The organism is Streptomyces sp. NPDC048507, assembly GCF_043199995.1.
Taxonomy (GTDB): Bacteria; Actinomycetota; Actinomycetes; order Streptomycetales; family Streptomycetaceae; genus Streptomyces.
This window is the reverse complement of record NZ_JBICWZ010000013.1, coordinates 1-16,120: the sequence shown is the minus strand read 5'-3', so window position 1 is coordinate 16,120 and position 16,120 is coordinate 1. Positions and strand designations below refer to the sequence as shown.

General features: G+C 75.0%; 13 protein-coding genes. 11 read left to right on the top strand and 2 right to left on the bottom strand.

The features are described from left to right. Nucleotides 1-223: 223 nt before the first annotated feature. From ACGFXC_RS28720 to ACGFXC_RS28685, 8 genes are all read left to right on the top strand, one after another. Nucleotides 224-1,021, top strand: coding sequence for a TIGR03084 family metal-binding protein (locus ACGFXC_RS28720; RefSeq protein ID WP_393717542.1), 798 nt, complete (start codon nt 224-226; stop codon nt 1,019-1,021). Further along, a complete protein-coding gene (locus ACGFXC_RS28715) occupies nt 1,021-2,922 on the top strand; it encodes an acyclic terpene utilization AtuA family protein (protein WP_393717540.1) in 1,902 nt (633 codons plus the stop codon). Before ACGFXC_RS28720 ends, ACGFXC_RS28715 begins: the two co-directional genes overlap by 1 nt. Continuing rightward, nucleotides 2,919-4,517, top strand: a complete 1,599-nt coding sequence (locus ACGFXC_RS28710; RefSeq protein WP_393717539.1) for an acyl-CoA carboxylase subunit beta — start codon at nt 2,919-2,921, stop codon at nt 4,515-4,517. The genes ACGFXC_RS28715 and ACGFXC_RS28710 overlap by 4 nt, the downstream gene beginning before the upstream one ends. 8 nt (nt 4,518-4,525) lie before the next feature. Beyond that, the gene (locus tag ACGFXC_RS28705; RefSeq protein ID WP_393717538.1) at nt 4,526-6,427 is read left to right on the top strand and encodes a biotin carboxylase N-terminal domain-containing protein; all 1,902 of its coding nucleotides are present in this window, start codon (nt 4,526-4,528) and stop codon (nt 6,425-6,427) included. Then, nucleotides 6,424-7,581: an acyl-CoA dehydrogenase family protein gene (locus tag ACGFXC_RS28700; protein ID WP_393717536.1), complete on the top strand. Its 1,158-nt coding sequence runs from the start codon at nt 6,424-6,426 to the stop codon at nt 7,579-7,581. The genes ACGFXC_RS28705 and ACGFXC_RS28700 overlap by 4 nt, the downstream gene beginning before the upstream one ends. 363 nt (nt 7,582-7,944) lie before the next feature. Then, entirely contained in the window at nt 7,945-8,694 is a 750-nt protein-coding gene (locus ACGFXC_RS28695; RefSeq protein WP_393717534.1) for an enoyl-CoA hydratase family protein, read from the top strand. A gap of 113 nt (nt 8,695-8,807) precedes the next feature. Continuing rightward, on the top strand, nt 8,808-9,338 hold the full coding sequence (locus tag ACGFXC_RS28690) for a TetR/AcrR family transcriptional regulator (protein WP_393717829.1): 531 nt from the start codon (nt 8,808-8,810) through the stop codon (nt 9,336-9,338). Nucleotides 9,339-9,358: 20 nt separating this feature from the next. Further along, nucleotides 9,359-10,147, top strand: a complete 789-nt coding sequence (locus tag ACGFXC_RS28685; protein ID WP_393717532.1) for a GNAT family N-acetyltransferase — start codon at nt 9,359-9,361, stop codon at nt 10,145-10,147. A 113-nt stretch (nt 10,148-10,260) separates the two neighbouring features. Here the strand turns inward: ACGFXC_RS28685 and ACGFXC_RS28680 are convergent, their stop codons facing one another. After that, on the bottom strand, nt 10,261-11,367 hold the full coding sequence (locus ACGFXC_RS28680) for a citrate synthase 2 (RefSeq protein WP_362130779.1): 1,107 nt from the start codon (nt 11,365-11,367) through the stop codon (nt 10,261-10,263). A gap of 200 nt (nt 11,368-11,567) precedes the next feature. Between ACGFXC_RS28680 and pdxH the strand changes: the two genes are divergently transcribed. The 3 genes from pdxH to ACGFXC_RS28665 all read left to right on the top strand — a co-directional run bounded on the left by pdxH (nt 11,568) and on the right by ACGFXC_RS28665 (nt 14,683). Beyond that, entirely contained in the window at nt 11,568-12,230 is a 663-nt protein-coding gene (pdxH, locus tag ACGFXC_RS28675) for a pyridoxamine 5'-phosphate oxidase (RefSeq protein WP_393717529.1), read from the top strand. A 391-nt stretch (nt 12,231-12,621) separates the two neighbouring features. Beyond that, entirely contained in the window at nt 12,622-13,227 is a 606-nt protein-coding gene (locus ACGFXC_RS28670) for a PH domain-containing protein (RefSeq protein ID WP_393717527.1), read from the top strand. Between the two features lie 130 nt (nt 13,228-13,357). Next, nucleotides 13,358-14,683, top strand: coding sequence for a PAS domain-containing protein (locus tag ACGFXC_RS28665; protein ID WP_393717525.1), 1,326 nt, complete (start codon nt 13,358-13,360; stop codon nt 14,681-14,683). On the opposite strand, the gene ACGFXC_RS28660 is transcribed toward ACGFXC_RS28665, so the two are convergent. Continuing rightward, nucleotides 14,680-15,918, bottom strand: a complete 1,239-nt coding sequence (locus ACGFXC_RS28660) for a serine hydrolase domain-containing protein (protein ID WP_393717523.1) — start codon at nt 15,916-15,918, stop codon at nt 14,680-14,682. The two genes, ACGFXC_RS28665 and ACGFXC_RS28660, sit on opposite strands and share 4 nt — an antisense overlap. Nucleotides 15,919-16,120: the final 202 nt, after the last annotated feature.

The window sequence follows — 16,120 nt, the reverse complement described above, 5'->3', positions numbered from 1 at the left end:
CCTCCCGCCGCTTCCCGGCGCACGGCCGGATCCCTCCGGCCGTGCTACCGCCGCCGGAGCGCGGTGCGCGGGCGGTGGACGGCGGTGGCCAACCGGCCCGCAGTCGAAGGAAGTTGGCGGCCGTGGCGGGAATCGGGTGGGCCCGGCGAAAATCATGCAAGCATGCTTGATTGTTTTGCCGGTGGCTGCCAGGCTTCCCCCCACGCCGAGAGGGGAGCACGCCGTGCCCGATCCGTCCGCCGTCGCCGTCTTCGCCGATCTACGGGAGGAGGGTGGGGAACTCGACGCTCTGGTAGCCGCGTTGCCCGGGCCCGACTGGGCACGGCCCACGCCCGCCGACGGCTGGAGCATCGCCCACCAGATCGCCCACCTGCACTGGACCGACCGGGCCGCGCTGCTCGCCCTCACCGACGCCGACGGCTTCGCGCGCCAGGCCGAGGAGGCCCTGAAGGCCCCCGGCACGTTCGTCGACGACGGCGCGGCGCAAGGAGCCCGGCTGGACCCGGCCGCCCTGCTCGCCCGCTGGCGCGAGGGCCGCCGCACCCTCGGCGCCGCGCTCGCCGAGGCTTCGGCCGACGCCCGCTTCCCCTGGTACGGGCCCCCGATGAAGGCCGCCTCCATGGCGAGCGCCCGCCTGATGGAGACCTGGGCGCACGGCCAGGACGTCGCCGACGCCCTCGGCGTCTCCCGGACCCCGACCGCCCGGCTGCGGCACGTCGCGCGGATCGGCGTACGGGCCCGCGACTACGCGTACGCCGTACGGGGACTTCCGCTGCCCGACGGGGAGTTCCGGGTCGAGCTCGGCGCCCCCGACGGCGGCGCGGTGTGGGTGTACGGGCCCGCCGACGCCTCGCAGCGCGTCACCGGCCCCGCCCTCGACTTCTGCCTCCTCGTCACCCAGCGCGCCCACCGCGCCGACCTCGGCCTCACCGCCACCGGCCCCGACGCCGCCCGCTGGCTGGACATCGCCCAGGCCTTCGCCGGCCCGGCCGGCTCCGGCCGCGCCCCGCGGGGGGCCTGATGGGCCGCCGCCCGCTGCGCATCGCCAACGCCTCCGGCTTCTACGGGGACCGGCTCGGCGCCCTGCGCGAGATGCTGACCGGCGGTCCGCTGGACGTGCTGACCGGGGACTACCTGGCCGAGCTGACCATGCTCATCCTCGGCCGCGACCGCCTGAAGGACCCCGGCCTCGGCTACGCCAAGACCTTCCTGCGGCAGCTGGAGGACTGCCTGGGCCTCGCGCACGAGAAGGGCGTGCGGATCGTCACCAACGCGGGCGGCCTGCACCCCGCCGCGCTGGCGGCCGCCGTACGGGAACTCGCCGCGAAGGCGGGCGTCCCCGTCAGCGTCGCGCACGTCGAGGGCGATGACCTCATGCCGTACGAGGAGGGCGCGCTCACGGCCAACGCCTACCTCGGCGGCGCCGGGATCACCGCCTGCCTGCGGGCGGGCGCGGACGTGGTCGTGACGGGCCGGGTCACCGACGCGGCCCTGGTCAGCGGGCCCGCCGCCTGGTGGTTCGACTGGAGCCCCGAGGACCACGACCGGCTGGCGGGAGCGGTCGTCGCCGGACACGTCCTGGAGTGCGGAACCCAGGCCACCGGCGGCAACTACTCCTTCTTCACCGCCCACGACGTGCGCCGCCCCGGCTTCCCGCTCGCGGAGATCTCCGAGGACGGCACGGCGGTGATCACCAAGCACCCCGGCACCGGCGGGGCCGTCACCCCTGGCACGGTCACCGCGCAGCTCCTGTACGAGACCCAGGGCGCGCGCTACCTCGGCCCGGACGTCACCGCCCGGCTCGACACCGTACGCCTGGAGCCCGACGGCGAGGACCGGGTGCGCATCAGCGGGACCGTGGGGGAGCCCCCGCCGGCCACCCTCAAGGTGGGCGTGACCCGCATCGGGGGCTGGCGCAACGAGGTCGTCTTCGTGCTGACCGGCCTCGACGTCGAAGCCAAGGCCGCCCTGGTGCGCGAGCAGCTGGCCGGCCCCCTCGCGGAGGTGGCCTCCGCCGCGTGGACGCTGGCCCGGACCGACCACGAGGACGCCGCCACCGAGGAGACGGCCAGCGCCCTGCTGCGGCTGGTGGTCCGCGACGCCTCTCCCGACCGGGTCGGCCGCGCCCTGACCTCGGCGGCGGTCGAACTGGCCCTGGGCAGCTACCCGGGCTTCCACGTCACCTCCCCGCCCGGCCCGGCCCAGCCCTATGGCGTCTTCACCGCGGCCACCGTCCCCGCCGGCCGGGTCCCGCACACGGCGGTCCTCCCGGACGGCGCCCGCCTCCCGGTCCCGCCCGCCCCGCCGGTGTCCCGGACGCCGCCCCCCACGGCCCGGCCCGCCCAGGACCCGCCCCCCACGGCCCGGCCCGCCCAGGACCCGCCCGCCACGGCCCCGCCCGCCACGGACCCGCCCGCCACGGACCGGCCCGCCCAGGACCCGCCCGCCACGGACCCGCCCGCCACGGACCCCGGCCCCGCCGGAGCGGCCCCCGGTGCGGATCCCGGGGTGCCCACCACCCGGGCCCCCCTCGGCCTGGTGGCCGGAGCCCGCAGCGGGGACAAGGGCGGCGACGCCAACATCGGCGTCTGGGCCGCCGACGAGGCGGCCTGGCCGTGGCTGCGCGCCACCCTCACCACCGCGCGGCTCCAGGCGCTGCTCCCCGAGACGGCCGCGCTGCCCGTCACCCGCCACGAACTCCCGAACCTGCGCGCGCTGAACTTCACCGTTCCCGGCCTCCTCGGCGACGGCGTCGCGTCCGGCCACCGCTTCGACCCCCAGGCCAAGGCCCTCGGCGAATGGCTCCGCGCCCGGCACCTGGACGTCCCGACCCACCTCCTGCCGCCCGCCCCGGCCCCCGCCCCGGCCCCCGCGCCCGCCCCCGTCGACCCGTCAGCCACCCCGGAGGGGCCCCGCTCATGACCCGTCTGCGCACCGCCGTCGACCCCGCCGCCCCCGAACACGAGCGGGCCCGTACGGCCGCCCTGGAACGCCTCGCCGCACTCGACGCCGAGCACGCCAAGGCCCTCGCGGGCGGCGGCGAGAAGTACACGGCCCGCCACCGGCAGCGCGGCAAGCTGCTGGCCCGCGAGCGCGTCGAGCTGCTCCTCGACCCCGACACCCCGTTCCTGGAGCTGTCCCCGCTCGCCGCCTGGGGCAGCGACCACCCCGTCGGCGCCTCGATGGTCACCGGCATCGGCACCGTCGAGGGCGTCGCCTGCCTGATCACCGCCAACGACCCCACCGTCCGCGGCGGCGCCAGCAACCCCTGGACCCTGAAGAAGGCGCTGCGGGCCAACGAGATCGCCCGACAGAACCGGCTGCCCTGCGTGAGCCTCGTCGAGTCCGGCGGCGCCGACCTGCCCTCCCAGAAGGAGATCTTCATCCCGGGCGGGGCGGTCTTCCGCGACCTCACCCGGCTCTCGGCCGACGGCATCCCGACCGTCGCCGTCGTCTTCGGCAACTCCACCGCCGGAGGCGCGTACATCCCCGGCATGTCCGACCACACGGTCATGATCAAGGACCGTTCCAAGGTGTTCCTCGGCGGTCCGCCCCTCGTGAAGATGGCCACCGGCGAGGAGAGCGACGACGAGTCCCTGGGCGGCGCCGACATGCACGCCCGCACCTCCGGCCTCGCCGACCACTACGCCGTCGACGAGTACGACGCCATCCGCCAGGCCCGCCGCATCGTGGCCCGCCTCAACCACCGCAAACCGCACCAGGATCCGCCGCCCGCCCCCGAACCCCTCTACGACCCCGAGGAACTCCTCGGCATCGTCCCGGCGGACCTGAAGACCCCCTTCGACCCCCGCGAGGTCATCGCCCGCCTCGTCGACGCCTCCGACTTCGACGAGTTCAAGCCCCTCTACGGCACCAGCCTCGTCACCGGCTGGGCCAGCCTCCACGGCTACCCCGTCGGCATCCTCGCCAACGCCCAGGGCGTCCTGTTCAGCGCCGAATCGCAGAAGGCCGCCCAGTTCATCCAGCTCGCCAACCAGCGCGACATCCCGCTCCTGTTCCTCCACAACACCACCGGCTACATGGTGGGCAAGGAGTACGAGCAGGGCGGCATCGTCAAACACGGCTCGATGATGATCAACGCGGTGTCCAACTCCCGCGTCCCGCACCTCTCCGTCCTCATCGGCGCCAGCTACGGCGCCGGCCACTACGGCATGTGCGGACGCGCCTACGAGCCCCGCTTCCTCTTCGCCTGGCCCAGCGCCAAGTCCGCCGTCATGGGCCCCGCCCAGCTCGCCGGCGTCCTGTCGATCGTCTCCCGCCAGTCGGCCGCCGCGAAGGGCCTCCCGTACGACGAGGAACAGGACGCCGGGATGCGCGCCTTCGTCGAGGCGCAGATCGAGTCCGAATCCCTCCCCCTCTTCCTTTCCGGGCGGCTGTACGACGACGGGGTCATCGACCCCCGCGACACCCGTACCGTCCTCGGCCTGTGCCTGTCGGCCGTCCACAACGCCCCCGTCGAGGGCGCCCGTGGCGGCTTCGGCGTCTTCCGGATGTGAGCCCGCAGATGACGAACCCGATCAGCTCCCTCCTCGTCGCCAACCGGGGCGAGATCGCCGTACGGATCTTCCGCACGGCCCGCGCCCTCGGCCTGGCCACCGTCGCCGTCCACTCCGACCCCGACGCTGACGCCCTGCACGTGCGCACCGCCGACGCCGCCGTCCGCCTCCCCGGCGCGGCCCCCGCCGACACCTACCTGCGCGCCGACCTGGTCATCGGCGCGGCCCTCGCCGCCGGAGCCGACGCCGTCCACCCCGGCTACGGCTTCCTCTCCGAGAACGCGGACTTCGCCCGGCAGGTCATCGCCGCCGGTCTCACCTGGATCGGGCCGCCGCCCGGGGCCATCGAGGCCATGGCCTCCAAGACCCGGGCCAAGGACCTGATGCGCGCCGCCGGGGTCCCGCTCCTCGACCCCGTCGACCCGGCCACCGCCACCCCCGCCGACCTGCCCCTCCTCCTGAAGGCCGCCGCGGGAGGCGGCGGCCGCGGCATGCGCGTGGTGCGCGACCTCGACGCCCTCAAGGAGGCCCTGGAGGCGGCCACCGCCGAAGCAGCCTCCGCCTTCGGCGACGGGGAGGTCTTCGCCGAGCCGTACGTGGAGCGCGGCCGCCACGTCGAAGTACAGGTCCTGGCCGACGCCCACGGCACCGTCTGGGCCCTCGGCACCCGCGACTGCTCCCTCCAGCGCCGCCACCAGAAGGTCATCGAGGAAGCCCCCGCCCCCGGCCTCCCGGCCCCCCTGCGCACCACCCTGCACGAGGCCGCCGTCGCCGCCGCCCGCGCGGTCGCCTACCGGGGCGCGGGCACCGTCGAGTTCCTCGTCACCGCCGACGGCCGCCCGTACTTCCTGGAGATGAACACCCGCCTCCAGGTCGAACACCCCGTCACCGAAGCCGTCTTCGGCCTCGATCTGGTCGCCCTCCAGCTGCGCATCGCCGAGGGCGCGGCCCTGCCGCCCACACCCCCCGAGCCTTCCGGGCACGCCGTCGAAGCCCGTCTCTACGCCGAGGACCCGGCCCTGGACTGGCGCCCGCAGACCGGCACCCTGCACACCCTCGACCTCCCGGACGGGGTCCGCGTCGACACCGGCTTCAGCGCCGGGGACCCGGTCGGGATCCACTACGACCCGATGCTCGCCAAGGTCGTCGCCCACGCACCGACCCGCGCCGAGGCGGTCCGCGTCCTGGCCCGCGCCCTGGCCGGCGCCCGCATCCACGGCCTCACCACCAACCGCGACCTCCTCGTGCGCTCCCTGCGCCACCCGGAGTTCACCGCCGGAGCGCCCGACACCGGCTTCTACGAACGCCACCTGCCGGCCCTCACCGGGGACGCCCCGGACGCCACCCTCGCGGCCCTGGCCGCCGCCCTCGCCGGCGCGGCCCCGGCCGAGGGCGCCCCGCTCGCCGCCCGCCTCGGCGGCTGGCGCAACCTGCGCTCGCAGCCGCAGACCCGCCGCTACACCGCCGCGGGCACCGAGTACGAGGTCCAGTACGGGCCCGTGGACCACCCCGGGGTCCGGGTCCTGGCCGCCACCTCCGCCCTGGTCACCCTCGAAGTCGACGGCGTCCGGCGCGTGTTTCACGTGAAACACACCGCCGACACGGTCTACGTCGACTCCCCGCTCGGCGCCCACGCCCTCGTCCCCGTCCCCCGGTTCCCCGATCCCCAGGACCGCACCGCACCGGGCTCCCTGCTCGCCCCCATGCCCGGCACCGTCGTCCGCGTCGCCGAGGGACTCGCCCCCGGCACCGCCGTCACCGCCGGGCAGCCCCTGCTCTGGCTGGAGGCCATGAAGATGGAGCACCGCATCCTCGCCCCCGCCTCCGGCACGCTCACCGCGCTCCACGCCGCCACCGGCCAACAGGTCGAGTTCGGCGCCCTGCTCGCCGTAGTCCAGGAGGAAGCATGAGCCCCATCGAATCCGACGAACACCAGGCCCTGCGCGCGGCGGTGGCCGCCCTCGGCCGCAAGTACGGCCGCGACTACCTGGCCGGCCGCGCCCGCGAGGGCGGCCACCCCGACGAGCTGTGGGCGGACGCCGCGCAGCTCGGCTACCTCGGGGTCAACCTCCCCGAGGAGTACGGCGGCGGGGGTGGCGGCATAGCGGAACTCTCCATCGTCCTGGAGGAGCTCGGCGCCGCGGGCTGCCCCCTGCTGATGATGGTGGTCTCCCCGGCCATCTGCGGCACGGTCATCGCCCGCTTCGGCACGGAGTCCCAGAAGCGCGAGTGGCTCCCCGGCCTCGCCGACGGCAGCCGCACGATGGCCTTCGGCATCACCGAACCCGACGCCGGGTCCAACTCCCACCGCATCACCACCACCGCCCGCCGCGACGGCGACGACTGGCTCCTGACCGGCCGCAAGGTCTTCATCTCCGGCGTGGACATCGCCGACGCCACCCTGATCGTCGGCCGCACCGAGGACTCCCGCACCGGCCGCCTCAAGCCCTGCCTGTTCATCGTCCCCCGCGACGCCCCGGGCTTCGGCCGCTCGGTGATCGACATGGAACTCCAGGCGGCGGAGAAGCAGTTCGAACTCACCCTGGACGACGTCCGGCTCCCCGCCTCCGCCCTCGTCGGGGACGAGGACGCGGGCCTCCTGCAACTCTTCGCGGGCCTGAACCCCGAGCGGATCATGACGGCGGCCTTCGCGATCGGCATGGGCCGCTACGCCCTCGCCAAGGCCGTGGACTACGCGAAGACCCGCCAGGTCTGGAAGGACCCCATCGGCGCCCACCAGGCCGTCGCCCACCCCCTCGCGGCGGCCCACGTCGACCTGGAGCTGGCCCGCCTGATGATGCAGAAGGCGGCTCACCTCTACGACACGGGCGACGACATGGGCGCGGGCGAGGCGGCGAACATGGCCAAGTACGCGGCCGGCGAAGCCTGCGTCAAGGCGGTGGACCAGTCCGTCCACACCCTCGGCGGCAACGGCCTCACCCGCGCCTACGGCCTGGCCTCCCTCATCACCGCCTCCCGCGTGGCCCGCATCGCCCCGGTCAGCCGCGAGATGATCCTCAACTTCATCTCCCACCAAACCCTGGGCCTCCCCAAGTCGTACTGACCGCACCGCCCCCAGGCCCAGGCCGCGGACGGGCCCACGGTCCGCTCCCCAGGCCCAGGCCGCGGACGGGCCCACGGTCCGCTCCCCAGGCCCAGGCCGCGGACGGGCCCACGGTCCGCTCCCCAGGCCCAGGCCACGGACGGGCCCACGGTCCGCTCCCCAGGCCGGGGACGGGGACGGGGCGGGGTGCCGTCCGGGACTAAAACGTGATTTGTTGGCGCGCGGTGCCGCCCGCACACTCGGACGCGGACAGGGCGCCATAAATCATGCCCGTCCCGGACGGTGCCCCGCCCCGGCACCGGCCCCGGCCCCACCCCCGACCCGCCCCGGCCCCCGCCCCACCCGCCCCCCTCCGGAGGAGACATGGCCCCACCAGTGCACGCCGCCGCCCCCGCGTCCGGCATCACCACCCTCACCCTGGACTCCCCGGCCAACCGCAACGCCCTCTCCGGCACCCTCGTCGCCGCCCTCCGGGCGGCCCTCGCCGCCGCCGCGGCCGACCCCGCCACCCGGGCCGTCCTCCTCACCCACACCGGCACCACCTTCTGCGCGGGCGCCGACCTCAAGTCCCCCTGCGACCCCGCCGACTTCCTCGCCCTGCTCCGCGAGATCGCCGAGCTGCGCGTGCCGGTCGTCGCCCGCGTGAGCGGCCACGTCCGGGCGGGCGGCCTCGGCCTGCTCGGCGTCTGCGACATCGCGGCAGCCGGTCCGGAGGCCTCGTTCGCGCTGACCGAAACCCACCTCGGCCTGGCCCCCGCGGTCATCTCGATCCCCCTGCTGCCCCGGCTCGACCCGCGCGCGGCCAACCGCTACTTCCTGACCGGCGAACGCTTCGACGCCGCCGAGGCGGCCCGCATCGGCCTCCTCACCCTCCACACCGGCCCCGGCGAGGACCTCGACCAGGCCCTGCGGCCCGTCCTCGACGGGCTCCGCAAGGCCGCCCCCGGCGCACTGGCGCAGACCAAGGCGCTCGTCACCGCCGGCCTCCGGGCCGACCTCGCTGAGCAGGGCTCCCGCCTGAGCGAACTCTCCGCCCGGCTCTTCGCCTCCGACGAGGCCCGCGAGGGCATCACCGCCCGCTTCGAACGCCGGGAGCCCTCGTGGGCACGCTGACCACGGGCGCCCCCCAGCCCAGCGCCCCCCGGCCCAGCGCCGCCCCCCAGCCCGCCGCCACCCCCCGCCAGGAGCCGAAGCAGGCCCGCAGCAGGGTCACCCGCCGCCACCTCCTGGAGGCGGCGGTGTCCTGCCTGGCGGACCACGGCTGGGCGGGCTCCACCGTCGGCGTGGTCGCCGAACGCGCCGGGGTCTCGCGCGGCGCCGCCCAGCACCACTTCCGCACCCGGGAGGAGCTCTTCACGGCGGCCGTCGAGTACGTCGCCGAGGAGCGCTCCACCGCCCTGCGAGAGCTGTTCCACGCCGCTCCGGCCCCACGTCCGGCGGTCGTCGAGGCCCTGATCGACCTGTACACCGGCGCCCTCTTCCGGGCCGCCCTCCAGCTCTGGGTGGCGGCCTCCAACGAGGAGCAGCTGCGCCCCCGCGTCACCGAGCTGGAGGCCCGCGTGGGCCGGGAGACCCATCGCATCGCGGTGGAGCTGCTGGGCGCCGACGAGTCGGTGCCCGGCGTACGGGAGACCGTGCAGGGCCTCCTGGACATGGCCCGGGGCCTCGGCCTGGCCAACGTCCTCACCGACGACACGGCCCGCCGGGCCCGGGTGGTCGCGCAGTGGTCGCGCATCCTCGACGCGGCCCTCGCCTGAGCCGCCCGTAGGGTGTGCGGGTGACCTTGCGCAGCCTGCACGACCGATCCGCCCTGGCCGACCGCTTCGCCCGCGATCCGGCCCTGCACCTGATGGAGCTGGGTGACCTGGACGACCTCCTGTGGCCGCACACCAGCTGGTACACGGTCGGGGAGGACGGGCCGGTGGCGCTGCTGTACACGGTCGGCGAGACGCCGACCCTGCTCGGCTTCACCCGCCCCGAGCGGGCCGCCGCCCTGGAGGAACTGGCCGAGGCGCTGCTGCCCGTGCTGCCCCGGCGCTTCCTCGGGCACCTGACCGGAACCGCCGCGAAGGCGCTGGAGTCCGCGTACGAGGTACGGCCGCAGGGAACCCTGTTGCGGATGGAGCTGACCGAACCGGACCGGGCCGCGCGGCATCCGGCCGGACCGTGGCGGCCGGCCCCGCTGTCCCGTGCCGACCTGCCGGAGCTGACCGAGCTGTTCGCGCAGGCGTACCCGGGCAACTGGTTCGACCACCGGATGCTCGACACCGGCCAGTACGTCGGGGCCAGGCAGGACGGACGGCTCGTCGCGGTGGCGGGCGTGCACGTCCACTCGCTCACCTACCGGGTGGCCGCGATCGGGAACGTCGCCACGCACCCGCGGGTGCGCGGGCGGGGCGCCGGCGGCGCGTGCGTCGCCGAGCTGTGCCGTCGGCTGGCGCGGGGCGTGGACCACATCGGGCTGAACGTCCGCGCGGACAACGCCACCGCCGTCGGCCTGTACCGCAGGCTCGGCTTCAGCGAGGTCACGGAGATCACCGAAGCCCTCTTCACGGCCCGCCCCTGACCCGAGGCCCCCGGGGCGGCCCGCCGGGCCCGCGCCCCGAGGCCCCCCGGACGACCCGGGGCGCCGCGCCCCCATCGGGACACGGCGCCGCGTCCGGACCGCCCGCCGCGGGCCTACGCGGTCTCGGCGATGTCCGCGTACCCCTCGATGTCCGCGGGGTTGCGCCGGCCCGGCCCGATGTAGCGGGCCGACGGCCGCACCAGGCGCCCGGTGCGCTTCTGCTCCAGGATGTGCGCCGACCAGCCGGCGGTACGGGCGCAGCTGAACATGGAGGTGAACATGTGCGCCGGGACCTCCGCGAAGTCCAGCATGATCGCGGCCCAGAACTCCACGTTGGTCGCCAGTACCCGGTCGGGCCGGCGGGCGTGCAGCTCCTCCAGCGCGGCCTTCTCCAGCGCGGCGGCCACCTCGTAGCGCGGGGCGTCCAGCTCCTTGGCCGTGCGCCGCAGCACGCGGGCGCGCGGGTCCTCGGCCCGGTAGACGCGGTGCCCGAAGCCCATCAGGCGCTCGCCCTTGTCCAGGGCCTTCTTCACGTACGCCACGGCGTCGCCGGTGCGCTCGATCTCCTCGATCATGCCGAGTACGCGGGACGGCGCCCCGCCGTGCAGCGGCCCGGACATCGCGCCCACCGCGCCGGACAGCGCGGCGGCGACGTCCGCGCCGGTCGAGGCGATCACCCGGGCGGTGAAGGTGGAGGCGTTCATGCCGTGCTCGGCGGCGGAGGTCCAGTAGGCGTCGACGGCCTTGACGTGGCGCGGGTCGGGCTCGCCCCGCCAGCGGATCATGAACCGCTCGACGACGGACTCGGCCTTGTCGATCTCGCGCTGCGGGACCATCGGCAGGCCCTGGCCGCGGGCGGACTGGGCGACGTAGGACAGCGCCATGACGGCGGCCCGCGCCAGGTCGTCGCGCGCGGTCGCCACGTCGATGTCGAGCAGCGGTTTCAGGCCCCACACGGGCGCGAGCATGGCGAGCGCGGACTGGACGTCGACGCGGATGTCGCCCGAGTGCACCGGGATGGGGAAGGGTTCGGCGGCCGGCAGGCCGGGGTTGAACGCACCGTCGACCAGCAGGCCCCAGACGTTCCCGAAGGAGACGTGGCCGACCAGGTCTTCGATGTCCACCCCCCGGTAGCGGAGCGATCCGCCTTCCTTGTCGGGCTCGGCGATCTCCGTCTCGAACGCGACGACCCCTTCGAGTCCGGGTACGAAATCGGACATCAGGCGGCTCCTCAGATAGTGCGAACACGCGCGGCTCCCGGCGTGATTCGCGGTCCGGCGCGGTCATCCCCGTTGATGCCCGGCACGGCCGATGGTCATCCGTGCGGGGACCCTCGGACCGGCCCCAAGATTTTGTCCGGTCCGCCCGGGCTTCGGAAGCGTGACATACGGCACACCCGCCGCAGCCGTCCTGCGGCAGGATGGCCCGCGTGACCCATCAGGACCTTGACCCCGCCGTCATGCGCAGGCAGTACCGCTCCGAGCTCGTCGAGGAGGGGGCCCTGGCGGACACGCCCATGGCGCAGTTCGCCCGCTGGTTCCAGCAGGCCGCCGTCGCGCACGTCTTCGAGCCCAACGCGATGGTCGTCTCCACGGCCACCCCCGAGGGCCGCCCCAGCTCCCGTACGGTGCTGCTCAAGCAGTTCGACGAGCGGGGCTTCGTCTTCTTCACCAACTACGGATCCCGCAAGGGCCGCGAGATCGACGCGAACCCGTACGTCTCGCTGCTCTTCCCCTGGCATCCGATCGCCCGGCAGGTCATCGTCACCGGCAGCGCCGCCCGGACCGGCCGGGACGAGACGGCCGCCTACTTCCGGTCCCGTCCGCACGGCTCCCAGCTGGGCGCCTGGGCGAGCGAGCAGTCGGCGGTGATCGCCTCGCGCGCCGAGCTGGACCGCCGGTACGCGGAGCTGGAGGCGCGCTATCCGGAGGGCGAGCAGGTCCCGGTGCCGCCGCAGTGGGGCGGGGTGCGGGTGGTGCCCGACGCGGTGGAGTTCTGGCAGGGCCACGAGAACCGGCTGCACGACCGGCTGCGCTACGTCCTGGACGGCGGCAGGTGGCACGTGGAGCGCCTCTGCCCCTGAGGGCCGGGACATGCAGACGACCCGCGGGCTCGGGTTCCTCTCCTGCAGTGAGAGGAGCCGGCCGGACGTACCGGCGAGCCCGCGGGTCGGGTGACTGCTTGGGATTGGCGCTCGGCGAACCCGCCGGGCACCGCACTGGGTGCGTGCGACGACGGGCCGTTAGCCCGCAGTCACCTCACGCGTCCGGTTTCCGTACATTTCGGGAACCACCTCCCTTCTCGTGTACGGCAGAGCCTAGGCCTCCCCGCGGAGGTCCTCAACCTTATTTTTCCGGCCCTCCTCCGCGCCCCTCCGCGCCCCTCCCTCGGCTTCGAGTGGCCCTCCCAACTACCCTTCTCCGCAAGGGAGTCGGTCCCTACACTGGCTCCTCCGCCATCGGGGGAGGGGTGTCATGAACGCCGAGCTGCTGCCGCGCGACTACCGGATCCGGTCCCAGCAGATGTCCGCCGTCTACGTCGCCGCGGGGATCGGCACGCCGGGGATCGTGCTGTCCGTGGTCACCCTGGACGGCGCGCCCGGCGAGGTGAAGCTGCTGCTCATCGCGCTGGTGCTGGCCCTCTTCGGCTGGCTGCTGTGGGCCTCGAAGCGCTGCGCGACCTCCGCCGACCTCAAGGGCATCAGGGTGCGCCGCTTCACCGGGAGCCGTCGGCTGGCCTGGGAGGACATCCAGGAGATCCGGGCCGTGCCCAATCCCGGCGCGGCCATGGCCAAGAACCAGCCGCGCACGATCTCGTACGCGTACGACGCCACCGGGCGCCGGGTCCAGCTCATGTACGTGGACGACAACCACGTGGACGTCGTCCGCGAGATCGGCCTGATCAGGGCCGCCTGGGAGGAGCTGCGCGGCCCGGACTGGGCCCCCGACCCGCGGGCGCGGGCCCGGATGGAGCGCCAGGTGGTCCGGGAGGGCCGGGTGATGGCGGGGATGCTGTGGGGCTGCGGGATCTTCCTCGTGGTCTTCGTCGTCGCGCTGGTCCTGATCGTCAGCCTCGACTGACGGCGCCGGAAACCGGCGCCCGGCCGGGCGGACATTCCGGGACGATTCCGGGAAGCGGGTGTGGTGTGGGTCACGTTCCAGTTCAATGATCTGACGTGCCGCACACGCGAACACCTGCAGGGGGTGCCAGGTGAGTGCTTCCGGACGTTCCGATACCGCCGCCGACGATCTGCTCGCAGCGCTGCTCGACGGGATGGACGCCGCCCTGTGCGCGTTCGACTCCGACGGCGTGATCACCCACTGGAACCGCGAGGCCGAGCGGGTCCTCGGCTGGAGCGCCGCCGAAGCCGTCGGCCGCCGCGGCTTCGCGGGCTGGGCCGCGCGCCCCGCAGACGCGGACGACGTGCAGGAACGGCTGATGGCGGCCCAGCACGCGGCGGGCCGCCAGGTCCACGAGTTCGCCCTGCTGACCAAGGAGGGTGGCCGGATCCTCGTCCGCACCCAGTCCGCCGGGGTGCCGGGCGCCGACGGGAAACCGGCGGGGGTCTACTGCGCCTTCAGCGAGGTGCACGCCCAGATCGATCTGGAACGCTCCATCGCCCTCAGCGAGGCGCTGATGGACGACGCCTCCTGGGGGGTCGTCCTCGTCGACGTGGACCTGCGCCCGGCGGTGGTCAACACCCACGCGGCCCGCGCCTTCGGAGCGGGCCGCACCGCCCTGCTCGGACGGCCGCTCGCCGACCTGCTCGCGCAGGGCGTCGAGGAACTGGAGGGTGCGCTCCAGCACGTGCTGGCCGAGGGGGCGCCGCCCGCCCCGATGGAGCTGTGGGTGTCGGTGAACACCCCGGAGGGCGTGCGCCGGCGCTGCTGGCGCTGCGGGTTCCTGCGGCTGTCCTCGCCGCTCGCGGAGGAGCCCGTACCGCTGGGGGTCGGCTGGCTGTTCCAGGACGTCACGGAGGCCCGGCAGGCCGAGCTGGACACCGGGCAGCTGCGGTTCCGGGCCAACCAGCTGTACCGCGCGGGACGGGCCGCCGCCGAGTGCGAGGACCCGGCGGAGGCGGCCGCCGTCCGGCTGGACTTCGCGCTGGCCGGGTTCGCGGAACACGCGCTGGTCGACCTGGTGCGGACGGCGGGCCCCGAGCGGCGGCTCGTCCGCTCGGGCGTCTCCTCCTCCGGCCTGGCCCTGCTGCTGCCCGGGCCCGGCGCGATCCCCGTCCGCTACGGGGCCTCCCACCCGGCGCTCCAGGCGCTGGACCGGATCGGCCCGGTGCGGGCCAGCGCCCCCGCCGGCGGCCCGGCCGACGACTGGGCCGGCGCCCGCCAATGGCCGCAGGGGGCCGCCCACGCCCTGTGCACGGTGCTCCGCAGCCGCGGCCGCACCCTGGGCGCCCTGACCTTCCTGCGCGGCCCCTCGCGCCCCGCCTTCGACCGCGCGGACGCCCTGTACGCGGAGGAGGTCGCGGCCCGCGTCGCTGCCGACCTCGACCTGGCGGCGGGCGGGCCGGGAAGGCCCTAGGGCGAGCTCTGGGTGTCGGGTACGGGGGCGGGGGCGCTCCACACGTGGTCCGGGGTGACGATCCGCGTGACGGCGTGCGCGACCTGGCTGCTGAGCGAGCCGCCCCGGTCGGTGTCGGAGTTGATCAGGATCACCAGGGTGGCCTTGTTCCCCGGCAGGCCGGCGGCGATCGTCTCGTAGCCGGGCAGGTCGCCGTTGTGCCCGGTCCAGCCGTTGAAGTCGGCGATGCCGAGGCCGTACCCGAGGTCCGGGACGCCCGTCGGGCCCATGCGCAGCCGTTCCGCCTGCGTGGCGGGCTTCAGCAGGGCGCCGCCGACCAGGGCGGGCACCCAGGTCCGCAGGTCCTCCAGGCCGGAGATCATCGCCCCGGCCGCCCAGCCCCAGGACGGGTTCCAGTCGGTGGCGTCGACCACCGCCCCGCCGGGGGCGAAGTCCGTGTAGCCGTGGGCGTGCGGCTCGGGCAGGGCGCTCCCGGCCGGCAGCGAGGTGGCGGACAGCTTCAGCGGGTCGAGGACGTGCTCCCGGAGGTAACCGGCCAGCGGCTGCCCGGAGACCTTCTCCACCAGCAGGCCCAGGAGCACCGTGTTGGTGTTGCTGTACTGCCACTTCGTGCCCGGCGCGGAGTTCGGCGGATGGGCGAAGGCGTACCCGAGCACCTGGCGCGGGGTGAAGGCCCGGTGCGGGTCGGCGCGCAGCGCGTCGAGGAACCGCGGGTCCTCGGTGTAGTTGTAGAGCCCGCTGCGCATGGCGGCGAGCTGGCGCACGGTGACGTGCTCGCCGCCGGGGACCCCGTCGACGTACTTCGAGACGGGGTCGTCGAGGCCGACCTTGCCCCGGTCGACGAGCTGGAGGACCGCGGTGACGGTGAAGGTCTTGGTGACGCTGCCGATCCGGCTGTACATGTCGGTCTTCAGGGGCGTGCGGTTCCTGGTGTCGGCGACGCCGAAGGCCTTCACGTACTGGCCCCGCCCGGGAATCCACAGGCCGATGTTGACGCCCGGGATCCCGGTCTTCTCCATCACCGCCCCGATCGCCGCGTCGAGCCGTCGCACGGTAACCGGGTCGAGGTCCGCGCGCACCGCCGTGGCGGTGGCGGGAGCGGGGGCGGCGGCCGCGGGGGCGGCTCCGGCGCCCGCGAGGACGAGCAGCAGCGCGGCCGCGACGGCCGCCGGGGCCCCGCCGCGACGGGTGCGGGGCCGGGGCCGGGGCGGGGCGGCGCGTCGGGGTGTGGGCATGGTGGCTCGCCTCCGCTCCCCGAGGCCCCGAGCACGGTCGGTTCCATCGTAGGAACGCCCGCCCCGCCCCGCACGGCCGGGCGGGGGCGCCCTAGGGGCTGTCGTCGAAGTCGTGTCTGCCCCGCGACGCCCGGCACGCACTCTCGCCGCACCGGGCGAAATCCCGAGTACGTCCAGTACGAGGGCTTCCGCCCGGCACGCC

Excerpts from the sequence above, each read along its gene's own strand:
- ACGFXC_RS28660 (WP_393717523.1), bottom strand. The coding sequence starts at position 15,918 with ATGCCCACACCCCGACGCGCCGCCCCGCCCCGGCCCCGGCCCCGCACC.
- ACGFXC_RS28670 (WP_393717527.1), top strand. The coding sequence starts at position 12,622 with ATGAACGCCGAGCTGCTGCCGCGCGACTACCGGATCCGGTCCCAGCAG.
- ACGFXC_RS28680 (WP_362130779.1), bottom strand. The coding sequence starts at position 11,367 with ATGTCCGATTTCGTACCCGGACTCGAAGGGGTCGTCGCGTTCGAGACG.
- ACGFXC_RS28715 (WP_393717540.1), top strand. The coding sequence starts at position 1,021 with ATGGGCCGCCGCCCGCTGCGCATCGCCAACGCCTCCGGCTTCTACGGG.
- pdxH (WP_393717529.1), top strand. The coding sequence starts at position 11,568 with ATGGCCCGCGTGACCCATCAGGACCTTGACCCCGCCGTCATGCGCAGG.
- ACGFXC_RS28705 (WP_393717538.1), top strand. The coding sequence starts at position 4,526 with ATGACGAACCCGATCAGCTCCCTCCTCGTCGCCAACCGGGGCGAGATC.
- ACGFXC_RS28695 (WP_393717534.1), top strand. The coding sequence starts at position 7,945 with ATGGCCCCACCAGTGCACGCCGCCGCCCCCGCGTCCGGCATCACCACC.
- ACGFXC_RS28710 (WP_393717539.1), top strand. The coding sequence starts at position 2,919 with ATGACCCGTCTGCGCACCGCCGTCGACCCCGCCGCCCCCGAACACGAG.
- ACGFXC_RS28700 (WP_393717536.1), top strand. The coding sequence starts at position 6,424 with ATGAGCCCCATCGAATCCGACGAACACCAGGCCCTGCGCGCGGCGGTG.